The following is a 12,209-nucleotide window of genomic DNA, read 5'->3' as shown; positions in this document are numbered from 1 at the left end:
CGTCGGCCAGCGCCCAACGTGGCGATCGCCTCGGCTACGAACTCCACGGGCAGACCGTCGTAGTGCGCGCGCCGGAGCCGGCTGCGCCGGGGCGGGCGCGGCGGCCGTCGGCCCGTCAGCGCTGCTCGGGGTGGCCGGCGCGGGCTCGCCGGCGGGCTCGGGGTTGTAGTCGACCAGGAACTCGTGCCAGCTCGGATCGACTGACGAGGGGTCGTCGCGGAACTTGCGGTACATCTCCTCGACCAGCCATTCGTTCTGCCCGAATGGTGAACTTATGTTGCTCACGACCGCAGTTCGCCTCAATCCTTCTGTTCCGCAAGCGCATTCCCGTGGCGCTTGCACCCTTGTCGGCTCCGGAGGGCCGAACACCTCACACCCAGGGCGGTACCCATTGTTTCCGCCCTATAAAGGCTAACCTTTCGCCGCCGATCCGCCAGGTTGACCGGGGGGCACGGGGATCTCGTTGGTGGCGACCCGCTGCGCCCGGCTACGCGCTGGCGGCCGCCACTAGCCGGCTTCGTGGATGGGGGGCACCAGATGCAACGCGCGGGGCCAGCGCGCCGGCGGGGCGCCGAACGCCCTGTTGGCGTTGCGGATCATCTTCTTGCCGGCGAGGTAGTTGCCGATGGCGCCCACCACGACCCCGATTCCGACCGGCAGCAGTTTGCCGAACAGCAGGGCGCCGCGCCGCACGGTGTACTTGCGGACCCACGACTTGAGCAGCCGCGAGTTCAGCTTCGACATCGATGACAGCGGCAGGGCGGCCAGGCTCTCGGAGACCCAGCCGCCGTTGGTGCGGCCCGGGCCGATCAACTGGGCGACCGCGTGGTCGCTGTCACCGGCGAGGACCGCCAGCACCAGCGCGCGGCGCCGTTCCCGGTGATCGGCCGGAATGTCGTAGACCACCGCCGTCGCCAACACGAAGAACGCGGTGGCCTCCAGGAACGTCACCGTTTCCGCGGCGGCCGCGGACAGGGCGCTGATCGTGCCGATGCCGGGAACGGTCGCGGCGGCCCCCACGGCAACGCCGCCGGCCGTCACGATGGCCAGGTACCGCTTCCGCAGCTTGGCCATGATCTCCGCCGGGCCGGCATTGGGGTGCGCGTTGCGCAGGCGGGTCACATAGGCTTCGGCGGCCGGGCCCTGTATCCACGAGCTTCGCTCGATGACCTGCGCCAACGCCCGCGCGGACATCTTGGGTCGACCGTTCTTGGCGGTCGGCTGTTGGTCCGTGTTGGACATGGTGAATAACCGGTTCGGCGACCTTTTCCGTCGAGCCCGCATATTTCTCTCCTGCAGATGGCGTTCCCCCAGGCTAACGCGCCCGCGACGAATACCGGCGCGTTACGCCCCCTGACCGGGTCCTTGGCTGCCGGCCTATTGCCTCACCGGGAATAATGCAGGCTGGATGTCTGCGGCGATCCGTGCCGTTCGTCGGTCCTCATGCTGTTTACCGCGCCCGCGCGTGGTGTATCACCTGCGTGGGTTGGGCCTGTCGATCAGCCGGGCCGATACGGCTGAACAGCATCGTCGGGAGCGAAACGAGGTGGGGTGGATGACCACGGCTACGCCCCGCACGCCTGGGGGAACGGGGCGTGCGGGATCGGGGCCGGCCCAGGCCGCCAACCGCTGGGACTTTTTCACCCGGAGCTCGCCGCAGTCGCAGAACCCCTGGAACCCGCTGTGGGCGATGATGATCGGCTTCTTCATGATCATGGTCGACTCGACCATCGTCGCGATCGCCAACCCGACCATCATGGCCAGCCTGCGCATCGGCTACGACACCGTGGTCTGGGTGACCAGCGCCTACCTGCTGGGCTATGCGGTCGTGTTGCTGGTCGCCGGGCGCCTGGGCGACCGGTTCGGTCCCAAGAACCTGTACCTGGTCGGCCTGGTCGTGTTCACCGCCTCCTCGGTGTGGTGCGGGCTGGCCGGAAGCGCCGCGATGCTGATCGCGGCGCGCGTCGTCCAGGGCGTCGGTGCGGGGCTGCTCACCCCGCAGACCCTGTCGACCATCACGCGGATCTTCCCGTCGGAGCGGCGCGGCGTCGCGGTGAGCCTGTGGGGCGCCACCGCCGGTGTGGCCAGCCTGGTGGGCCCGCTGGCCGGCGGTGTCCTGGTGGACGGGCTGGGCTGGCAGTGGATCTTCTTCGTCAACGTCCCCATCGGCGTCATCGGGCTGGCGTTGGCGTACTGGTTGATTCCGGTGCTGCCCACCCAGTCGCACCGCTTCGACCTGATCGGGGTCGCGCTGTCCGGCATCGGCATCTTTTTGATCGTGTTCGGGCTGCAGCAGGGGCAGGCCGCGCACTGGCAGCCCTGGATCTGGGCGTTGATCGTCGCGGGCGTCGGGTTCATGACGGCCTTCGCGTTCTGGCAGGCGCTGAACGCCCACGAGCCGCTGATTCCGTTGATCATCTTCGGCGACCGCGACTTCAGCCTGTGCAACGTCGGGGTAGCCATCATCTCGTTCACGGCGACGGCCATGATGCTGCCGCTGACGTTCTATGCGCAGGCCGTGTGCGGGCTGTCGCCGACGCGCTCGGCGCTGTTGATCGCGCCGATGGCGATCGCGAACGGTGTCTTCGCGCCGTTCGTCGGCAAGATCGTCGACAAATACCACCCGCAACCGGTACTCGGCTTCGGCTTCTCCGTGCTGGCGATCGCGCTGACCTGGCTCACCTTCGAGATGTCGCCGACGACACCGATCTGGCGGCTGGCGTTGCCGTTCTTCGTGATGGGTGTCGGGATGGCCTTCGTGTGGTCGCCGCTGACCGCGACCGCGACGCGTAACCTGCCGCCACACCTGGCCGGTGCGGGCTCCGCGGTGTACAACTCCGTGCGCCAGCTCGGTGCGGTGCTCGGCAGCGCCGGCATGGCCGCGTTCATGACGTGGCGCATCAGCGCCGAGATGCCGCGGCCGCCGTCCGGGGACGCCGCCGGCGAGGACGCGCTCACCCTGCAGTTGCCCGGGTTCCTGCGCGAGCCGTTCGCGGCCGCGATGTCGCAGTCGGTGCTGTTGCCGGCGTTCGTCGCGTTGTTCGGGATCGTCGCCGCGCTGTTCCTGGTGGGCTCCGCGCCGTGGGCGGGCAAGGGCGATGGCAGGGGCGGCGACGATCCGGGCCCCGACGAGGACGTCGTCGACGACGACTATGACGACGACGAGTACGTGGAGTTCGTCCTGGTACGCGAGCCCGACGCCCGGCGGGGCGGCGATCCCGAGCCGGCCCGGCAGCCCGTCGAACGCCCGCGTCCGGCGTCCGGCGGAGTGCCGCGACGCAACCCCACCGCGCAGGCTCAACCAATCGGCCACGCCCACAACGGGTCTCACGTGGACGGTGGCAAACGCCTGCGCCAGGTGGCGGTGCGGCGCTCACCCAGGTCCATGCCGCCCGGCGATCGACCGACCCGGCCGCCGCGCCGCCACCACAACGGATCGGCCGGCCTGCACTTCACCGACGGTGAATCGCTACGGGGGTACCACCACCGCTCCGATCCCGACGACGACCCCACCGGTTCGGGCCGGCACTCGTCAACCGGTTAGCGGCCAATTTACGTCAGAGCGCAACTCTGGCACGAAAAGCCTCGTGCAGCAGCGTTTACCAATCAATATTGCAATCGATGTTCGCTGGTTCCGTAGGTCGCCGATGAGGAATGCAGACGCTCCGTCGTCTCGATCATCGTTTCTGAAACCGTGTCCGCCCGTTCGCTGATCGCCCTCGGGCACTTAGATCGGCTATAGGTGCGCTGTTCGACCGGTGGCGCCTCGCCTACGAACCCCTGGTCTACAACAGCATTAGGCTCCGGCGGGTCGCGTGAGGAATAGCGTGACCACGGGCTATCGTGGCGCCGTGCGTGATCGGTGTGGGTGCAGTGCGACACCGTCTCTCTCGCGCCGTGATGTCCTCAAATATGCTGCGGCGGCTCCGATTATGCTGAGTTTGGGCACCGCCGCGTCAGGTCTGGTCCAACCCCTGAGGGCGGCAGCTGATACGTCCTTGGTTTCGGCGGTCGAAGCGCCGGGGCAGGACCTCAATATCATCAGTCGGGCCGGGTGGGGCGCCGATGAGTCGATTCGCCGCCGAGCACCGATGTACGACAACGGAATCAAGGCAGCCGTGGTGCACCACACCGCCGGTGTAAATGAATACGCGCAGCAGGATTCGGCGGCAACTGTGCGATCGATCTACGACTACCACACCCGCACTCTGGGCTGGCCGGACATCGCCTACAACGCGCTGGTCGACAAGTACGGTCAGATATTCGAGGGCCGATTCGGCGGGATGACCAGACCGGTCCTGGGCACCCACACTGGCGGGTTCAACCGCAACATGTGGGCCGTGTGCATGATCGGAGACTTCGACGCGGTGGTCCCCACGCCGGTTCAGCTGCGCACCGTGGGGCGCCTGCTCGGGTGGCGTCTGGCACTGGATGGCGTCGACCCGCAGGGAAGCGTCGCATTGACATCGGACGGGGGCCCCTATACCCGTTTCCCTCAGGGCACCACCGTGGGCTTGCCGTGCATTTTCGCTCACCGCGACGTCGGCGATACCGATTGCCCCGGCAACCTTGGATTCCCCTTGATGAACCAGATTCGTGACATTGCTGCGCGGTTCAACAAGCGCCCCAGCGCCGATGATCTGGCGCAGTCGCTGCAAGGTAGTGCCATCTACGACCGGTGGCAGGCGATGGGCGGCATGAAGAGCGCCCTGGGCGCACCGCAGTCGTCGGAATCGACCGGGGCGGGAGCCACGCGCTACGTCATCTTCGAAAAGGGGGCAATGTACTGGTCGCCGGCCACCGGGGCGCAGCCCGTCACCTGCACCATCTACTCCGCGTGGGGCACCCTGGGCTACGAACATAGCGCGCTGGGGCTGCCGACCAGCAGCGAAATCCAGGAGCCGGAGTGGGTCGTCCAGAATTTTCAACATGGCACCCTGAACATTCAGCGTGCGAGCCGGACAGTCGTCACCGTGATCAACGGTGTCGCTGCCATCGTACCGCCGCCGTCAGCCGACGGCCCGCCCGTGCAGGTTGAGCGGTTTTCACCGATGCGCAACCGAGTTTGACGCGGAGACTCCGCGGGCCGCATTCAAGCTGTTGGAACACTTTTCGCGTCGCGGTCAGCGCAGATCGGGCTGCGTGAGCGCCAGGAATGCGCCCAGGTCGATCAGGCCCCCCGGTGTGGCGGGCAGATACTCCGTCAGCGATGGAGAGCGTACTAACACGGCCGCGTACTGGGCCCGGCTCACCGCGACGTTGAGCCGATTCCTGTTGAGCAGGAAGGAGATTCCGCGAGGAATCACGTCCATCGACGACACCGTCATCGAGACGAAGACCACCGGCGCCTGTCCGCCCTGGAACTTGTCGACCGTCCCGACCCGTACTCCGTCGAGCTTCGCGGCGGCCAACCGGTGGCGCAGGAGCGCCACCTGGGCGTTGTAGGGCGCCAGCACCAGCACGTCGGCGGCGGTCAGTGCCCGGGTGCCGTGTTCGTCGGTCCACGACGCGCCGAGCAGCCGGTTGATCTCGGCGACGATCGCGTCGGCCTCCTCGGGGCTCTCGGTCGAATTGCCTTGGTGCTCAACCGAAAGCAGCCGAACGCCGGGCTGATACCCGTCGAGGTGGCGGACGGCCGTGCAGTCGTGGGAATGCAGCCTGTCCTCGTAGGACAGCGCCGAAACCGCCGCGCAGACCGCCGGATGCATGCGGTACGAGAGGTCCAGGAAGTAGCCGCGCTCGTCGGGCAGAGTGCGCTGACCGTCGACCAGCCATTCCAGCGCGGAGGTGTCCACCCGCTCCGGATGGGTGCCCTGGCTGACTTGCGGCAACTGCTGGGGGTCCCCGAGCAGCAGCAGGTTGGCGGCGGCCGGGGCCACGGCGATGGTGTTGGCCAAACAGAACTGGCCGGCTTCGTCGATCACCAGCAGATCCAGGCTTCCCGGCGGTATCCGGTTGGCATTGGCGAAATCCCATGCCGTCCCGCCGATCACGCATCCCGGTGTGTCGGCGAGGAACGCGGCGAAAGCGCCGCCGTCGATCTCGCGCCAGCGCGGGGCGCGGTGGTCGTTGCGCTTCTTTGCGATCCGCTGCGGATCCAGGCCGGCGTCGATCACGCAATCCAGCACGTTCTCCACGGTGGCGTGTGACTGCGCGACCACACCGACGCGCCAGGCGTGTTTGGTGACCAGGGCGTGGATCACCCGGGCGGCGGTGTGGGTCTTGCCGGTGCCGGGCGGCCCGTGCACCGCCAGGTACGACGAGTCCAGATCCAGTAGCGCCGCGGTGATGTCGGCGACGGTGTCTCCGCTACGTGGCAGGGGGGCACCGCTGCGCGCGCGGGGCGCGTGGCGCAGCAGCACGTCGACGATGGCGCTGTCGGGGAGTTGCGGCAATCCGGCCGCCACCGCGGCGGCGGTCGCCTCGATCGATTCCCGCAGGGGCGTCGTCGGGATCGGCGGTCCGGGTGTCAGCGCGAACGGCAGCTGCTGAAAGGTGTTGCCGTCGCTGCCAACTCGTTCGAGAACGATCACTTCGCGGGGCACCGCCGGGTCGTCGGTCTCGACGACCGAGGCCCGCCCGGCCGCCCGGCGGTCCGGGCTGTCGGTCATGCCCGGCGGCGCCGGCGGGTGGTAGAGCGCAAAGACATCGCTTTTCAAGTCCCCGCGCGCCAGCTCGCCGCGCAGCTGCACCCGCCGCTGCGGTTTGCGCGCGCGGGGAGGTGTGTGCCAGTCGACGCTGACCGATGCGTGCGCGGCGACGAACACATCGGTGTTGTCGGCCCACTCCTCGATCGGGGAGTTCAGCCGGTCGAAATGCGCCCACCAGAAGGGTTTGTCCTCGCGTCGGTGGTAGCCGCGCGCGGCGGCAAGCAGCGCCACCGCCGTCTGGTGCGGGGTGCGGTCGTCGACGCCGGCGGTCCCGGTGAAGGCCGCCAATGTCACGGCGAGCTGGTCGCGGTCGTCGACGGTGTTGCCGTCGGGCACCGGCTGGGCGCCGATCGGTACCACACCGGATTCGTAGGCGCGCAACATCAGCCAGTTTCGCAGTTCCTGCGTCGACCGGCAGTCGTAGTGGTTGTAGTCCTCGATCTCCTGGAGCACCGATATGGCCTCGTCGCCGCGGCCGTCCGCCTGGAGTTCGCAGTACCGCGCGTAGGAGGTGATCGAACCGGTGGCCGTGGTCACGTCGCCCGCGCGCAGTTGAGCCCCCATGTAGAGCGGCTCCAGCGCCTTGAGGCTGAACGACTCCGCACCCACGCGAATACTCCTGCGCACCAACGGATAAAGGTCGACCAGCGTACCGCTGCGCAGCAGCTCGTCGACCTCGTCCTCGCCCACCCCGTAGCGCCCGGCCAGCCGCAGCAGCGCGGTCTTCTCGTAGGGCGCGTAATGGTAGATGTGCATGTTGGGGCGGCGCTTGCGGCGCTTGGCCACCAGCGCCAGAAAGTCGATCAGCGCCTTGCGTTCGTCGGCCCGGTTGTGCGCCCACAGCGGGCGAAACCTGCCCGTCGGCCCCGCCTCCAAGACACCGAACAGGTACTCCAGGCCCCACTCGCGCCCATCGGCGGTCCACAGCGGGTCGCCTTCGAAGTCGAAGAACAGGTCCCCCGGGTCGGGCTCGGGTACCAGGGCCAGCGGCTGCGCGTCGATGACCTGGACCTGGGGAACACCGGTTTCGCGTTGCCGGACTTGTAGTTTCGCCTGGATAGCCAGTTTGTTCAGCACGTCGGCCGCCAGGTCGGGCACGGGCCCGCGATGATCGGCCAGCTCGGTGACCGTGCGGATGCCGGCGTCAAAGAGCTTGTCGCGCTGGCTTACTCGCATGCCGGCGACCAGTAGAACGTCGTCGGCCGCCCGCAGCTGTTCGGTGCACAGCGGGCAGTGAAAACAGGCTGCCACGCCCTCGTCGTCCCAGCGGACCGCCGCGCCGCCCGCGTAGTGCTCATCGAGGAGGCGCTGCAGCCGGGCCCGCTGCGAGCGGTACACCGGGATCAGGTCGCAAACGCGGTGCCGCACCGCGGTTCCATCGCCCAGCCGCAGCTCGGCCTCCGGTGCGACCGGGATGCCGGACGCGGCCAGCGCGTCGGCGTAGGCGGCCAGCTGCAACAGCGCGGTCACCTTGGCCGAGCGGGCCAGTTTGGTGTCGACGACGCGGTACCGCTCGCCGTCGCGCACCAGGAAATCGGCGAAGCCGACGAAGCGGCCGTCGAACATCGCGGCCTGGTACACCACGGGGGCGCGGTGGGCGACGGCGCGGCGGGTGGCGTCGGCGGCCGCCGCGAGGCCGGCGGGCGTGTAGGCGGGGCGGCCGATGGTCGCGACGTCCTGCCCGAACCGGTCGCGCAGCGACGCGAGTTCGCGTCGCTCGTGTTCGCTACCGAGCTCGGCCGTCCGCGCGAGCAGTTCGTCCTCGACGGTGACGGCGGGTCCGCGCCCCAGCTTCGCGTCGAAGTCCCGCAAGAGCGCGAATTCGCAGCGGGCGGCGGCGGCAAGATCCGATGCGCTGTAAACGATGCTGTCGCCGGAGACCAACACTGGAGCCACTGTAGGTCAGCGCTCCGACACCGGGACCGTGCCGGGCGGGCGTGCCCGCGATTAGTGGGCCGGGGTGTTGCCGATGAGTTCGACCGCGTTGCCGTTCCAGTGGAATTTCACGTCGGTGTTCAGGCCGTTGATCCCGCCGGGGTAGGTCAGCGCCACCGTGTCGCCCGTGGTTTGCGCCGGGTCGACCCCATTGAATCCGTAGGTGTCGGGCACTCCCTGCGGGATGAACTGGCCGAGGTGGAAGAGCACCGCCCGGGTGGTCGGAGCGACCGCATTGGTGTTGGCCTTGATGATGATCGCCGACAGTTGCGCGCACTGGTTGTAGTTGCCGGCCAGCGGTTCGGGGTTCCAGGGCTGCTGGCTGCGCGGGTCGCGGGGCAGCTCGGACACCACCTTCGCGATGGTAGGCGACGCGAGGTTGACCGCGCAGGGATCGGTGGGCGCGGCGTTGGGGGGCGGGGCGACGGCCGTCGGCGTGGCCGGGGCGGTGATCGATGCGGTCTCCGACGTCCTCGCCTGCGGCGTCTTTGCGACGGTGGAGTCCCCCGAACCGCAGCCGGCCAACGTGACGGCGATGAGAGCGACAGCGGCCGAGCCGGTCAGTGGCTCGGTACGACACGGCAACGACCACACATCTCCGCACCGTACCGTCATCGGGTCCGGGGTCGTGGCAGGCATGGCCGGGTGTGCTGATGATCACCGCCAGCGCTCAGAGTCCGCTGAGCTCGCGATCGCACTGGCCCTTCTGGTGGTGACCCGCAGCGCTCAACTCCGTTGAGCTCGCGATCACCACTAGACTCCTTGGACGATGACCCTCTCGGACAGCTCGACTGAAGCTGCCTCTACGACGTTTGCCGACCTGCAGATCAACCCCTCGGTCCTGCGGGCGATCGCCGACGTCGGCTACGAGTCGCCCACCGGCATCCAGGCCGCCACGATCCCGGCGCTGATGGCGGGCTCCGACGTCGTCGGCCTGGCCCAGACCGGCACCGGCAAGACCGCCGCCTTCGCGATCCCGATCCTGTCCAAGATCGACGTCACCAGCACCGCCACCCAGGCGCTGGTGCTCGCGCCCACCCGGGAACTGGCCCTGCAGGTGGCCGAGGCGTTCAGCCGGTACGGGGCCCACCTGCCCAAGATCAATGTGCTGCCGATCTACGGCGGCTCGTCCTACGGCGTCCAGCTGGCCGGGCTGCGCCGCGGCGCCCACGTGGTGGTCGGCACGCCGGGCCGGGTCATCGACCACCTCGAGCGCGGGACGCTGGACCTGTCCCACGTCGACTACCTGGTCCTGGACGAGGCCGACGAGATGCTCACCATGGGCTTCGCCGAAGAAGTCGATCGCATCCTCTCCGAAACCCCGGAATACAAACAGGTGGCGCTGTTCTCCGCGACCATGCCGCCCGCGATCCGCAAGATCACCACCAAGTATCTGCACGACCCGCTCGAGGTCAGCACCAAAGCGAAAACCGCTACTGCCGAAAACATTTCGCAGCGCTACATCCAGGTTGCCGGCCCGCGCAAGATGGACGCGCTGACCCGGGTGCTGGAAGTCGAGCCATTCGAGGCGATGATCGTCTTCGTCAGAACCAAACAGGCCACCGAGGAGGTCGCCGAAAGGCTCAGGGCCCGTGGCTTCTCCGCGGCCGCCATCAACGGGGACATCCCGCAGGGCCAGCGCGAACGCACCGTCGCGGCCCTGAAGGACGGCAGCATCGACATTCTGGTTGCCACCGACGTGGCCGCGCGCGGGCTGGACGTGGAGCGGATATCGCACGTCCTGAACTACGACATCCCGCATGACACCGAGTCGTACGTGCACCGGATCGGGCGCACCGGCCGGGCCGGGCGTTCGGGAACCGCGCTGCTGTTCGTCTCCCCGCGCGAGCGCCACCTGCTCAAGGCGATCGAAAAGGCCACGCGCCAAACGCTCACCGAAACCGAATTGCCGACCGTCGAGGACGTCAACGCCCAGCGGGTGGCCAAGTTCGCCGACTCCATCACCACCGCGCTCGGTTCCTCCGGGATCGACCTGTTCCGCAAGTTGGTCCAGGACTACGAACGCGAGCACGACACCCCGATGGCCGACATCGCCGCCGCGCTGGCATTGCAGTCCCGTGACGGCGAGGAATTCCTGATGGCGCCCGAACCGCCGCCGGAGCGGCGCGAGCGGCGCACCGAACGCCGCGAACGCCCCGAAAGGCCAAGGGATGCAAAGCCTTTCGCCACCTATCGCATCGCGGTGGGCAAGCGGCACAAGATCGGCCCGGGGGCGATCGTCGGCGCCATCGCCAACGAGGGCGGGCTGCATCGCAGCGATTTCGGCCACATCGCGATCGGACCGGATTTCTCCCTGGTGGAGTTGCCGGCCAAGTTGCCCAAGTCGACCTTCAAAAGGCTTGAGAACACCCGCATTTCGGGGGTTTTGATCAACCTTCAGCCGGAGCGGTCGTCCGGCAACAAGTCGCGCGGCCGAGACGGTGGGAAGCCGCGCAGGAAACACGGCGGATGACGCTGTCGGAAGAGCAAGACGCCCAGGGCGGCCTCGAGCAGACCTCTCGCGTCGACCGGGTCGCCTCGCTGACCGGGATCCGTGCGGTCGCCGCGCTCCTCGTCGTCGGCACCCACGCGGCGTACACCACCGGCAAGTACACGCACGGGTATTGGGGCCTGGTCGGTTCCCGGATGGAGATCGGGGTGCCGATCTTCTTCGTGCTCTCCGGCTACCTGTTGTTCCGCCCCTGGGTGAAGTCGGCGGCGCGAAACGGCGCAGCGCCGTCGCTGAGTCGCTATGCCTGGCACCGGGTTCGGCGCATCATGCCCGCCTACGTGGTCACCGTGCTGTTCGCCTACGTGCTGTACCACTACCGCGACGCCGGGCCGAATCCCGGACACAGCTGGCTGGGGCTGGCGCGCAACCTGACGCTGACGCAGATCTACTGCAACGGCTACCTGGGCAAGTATCTGCACCAGGGGCTGACGCAAATGTGGAGCCTGGCGGTGGAGGGCTCGTTCTACGTCATCCTGCCGCTGCTGGCCTACCTGCTGCTGGTGGTGATCTGCCGGCGGCAGTGGCAGCCGAAACTGGTGCTGGGCGCTCTGGCTGGGATGACGTTGCTCAGCCCGGCCTGGCTGGTGCTGGTGCACACCGACCACTGGTTCCCCGACGGCGCGCGGCTGTGGCTGCCCACCTACCTGGCGTGGTTCCTCGCCGGGATGATGCTGACCGTGCTGCAGGAGATGGGGGTGCGCGGCTACGGGTTCGTGGCCATACCGCTGGCCGTCATCTGCTATTTCATCGTGTCCACACCCATTGCCGGCGCGCCCACGACCTCGCCGGCGACGCTGAGCGAGGCGTTGTTCAAGACGTGCTTCTATGCCGTGATCGCCGCGCTCGCGGTGGCACCGCTGGCCCTGGCCGGCGCTCCCAGTATCCAAGGTTGGTATTCGCGAATCCTGGCCAGCCGCCCGATGGTGTGGCTGGGGGAGATCTCTTATGAGATCTTCCTGATCCACCTGATCACCATGGAATTCGCGATGGACTACATCGTCGGCGCGCGCGTCTACACCGGCTCGATGCTGTACCTGTACGTCGCGACGCTGGTGGTGACGATCCCGCTGGCGTGGCTGCTGCACCGGTTCACCCGCGTCCGGGAGTAGCGG

General features: G+C 68.2%; 8 protein-coding genes. 4 read left to right on the top strand and 4 right to left on the bottom strand.

Annotated elements, in window-relative coordinates:
• Both A5708_RS26215 and A5708_RS11620 read right to left on the bottom strand, forming a co-directional pair.
• On the bottom strand, positions 1-285 hold a 285-nt coding region (locus A5708_RS26215), incomplete at its 3' end, for a 2-oxoglutarate dehydrogenase E1 subunit family protein (RefSeq protein WP_231117883.1).
• A 222-nt stretch (positions 286-507) separates the two neighbouring features.
• The gene (locus A5708_RS11620) at positions 508-1,284 is read right to left on the bottom strand and encodes a hypothetical protein (RefSeq protein ID WP_065028773.1); all 777 of its coding nucleotides are present in this window, start codon (positions 1,282-1,284) and stop codon (positions 508-510) included.
• Between the two features lie 406 nt (positions 1,285-1,690).
• Between A5708_RS11620 and A5708_RS11615 the strand changes: the two genes are divergently transcribed.
• Both A5708_RS11615 and A5708_RS11610 read left to right on the top strand, forming a co-directional pair.
• The gene (locus tag A5708_RS11615) at positions 1,691-3,544 is read left to right on the top strand and encodes an MFS transporter (protein WP_419538322.1); all 1,854 of its coding nucleotides are present in this window, start codon (positions 1,691-1,693) and stop codon (positions 3,542-3,544) included.
• Between the two features lie 271 nt (positions 3,545-3,815).
• Complete coding sequence (locus A5708_RS11610; RefSeq protein ID WP_331250438.1) at positions 3,816-5,069, top strand: N-acetylmuramoyl-L-alanine amidase; 1,254 nt, start codon at positions 3,816-3,818, stop codon at positions 5,067-5,069.
• A 54-nt stretch (positions 5,070-5,123) separates the two neighbouring features.
• Here A5708_RS11610 and A5708_RS11605 read toward each other — a convergent pair whose 3' ends face one another.
• Complete coding sequence (locus A5708_RS11605) at positions 5,124-8,537, bottom strand: TM0106 family RecB-like putative nuclease (RefSeq protein ID WP_065028771.1); 3,414 nt, start codon at positions 8,535-8,537, stop codon at positions 5,124-5,126.
• Positions 8,538-8,597: 60 nt separating this feature from the next.
• Positions 8,598-9,200 (bottom strand): LppP/LprE family lipoprotein, encoded by a 603-nt coding sequence (locus A5708_RS11600; RefSeq protein WP_065028770.1) that lies wholly within the window; start codon positions 9,198-9,200, stop codon positions 8,598-8,600.
• 154 nt (positions 9,201-9,354) lie between these two features.
• Here A5708_RS11600 and A5708_RS11595 point away from each other — a divergent pair, with 154 nt between their 5' ends.
• Positions 9,355-11,058, top strand: a complete 1,704-nt coding sequence (locus A5708_RS11595) for a DEAD/DEAH box helicase (RefSeq protein WP_065028769.1) — start codon at positions 9,355-9,357, stop codon at positions 11,056-11,058.
• Complete coding sequence (locus tag A5708_RS11590) at positions 11,055-12,206, top strand: acyltransferase family protein (RefSeq protein ID WP_065028768.1); 1,152 nt, start codon at positions 11,055-11,057, stop codon at positions 12,204-12,206. Before A5708_RS11595 ends, A5708_RS11590 begins: the two co-directional genes overlap by 4 nt.
• The last annotated feature ends 3 nt before the right edge of the window (positions 12,207-12,209 follow it).

The sequence above is a fragment of the Mycobacterium colombiense genome, from assembly GCF_001672755.1.
Taxonomy (GTDB): Bacteria; Actinomycetota; Actinomycetes; order Mycobacteriales; family Mycobacteriaceae; genus Mycobacterium; species Mycobacterium colombiense_C.
Note: the sequence above shows the minus strand (reverse complement) of the source record. Positions and strands in the feature narration are given on the sequence as shown.

Excerpts from the sequence above, each read along its gene's own strand:
- A5708_RS11620 (WP_065028773.1), bottom strand. The coding sequence starts at position 1,284 with ATGCGGGCTCGACGGAAAAGGTCGCCGAACCGGTTATTCACCATGTCC.
- A5708_RS11600 (WP_065028770.1), bottom strand. The coding sequence starts at position 9,200 with ATGACGGTACGGTGCGGAGATGTGTGGTCGTTGCCGTGTCGTACCGAG.
- A5708_RS11595 (WP_065028769.1), top strand. The coding sequence starts at position 9,355 with ATGACCCTCTCGGACAGCTCGACTGAAGCTGCCTCTACGACGTTTGCC.
- A5708_RS11590 (WP_065028768.1), top strand. The coding sequence starts at position 11,055 with ATGACGCTGTCGGAAGAGCAAGACGCCCAGGGCGGCCTCGAGCAGACC.
- A5708_RS11615 (WP_419538322.1), top strand. The coding sequence starts at position 1,691 with ATGATGATCGGCTTCTTCATGATCATGGTCGACTCGACCATCGTCGCG.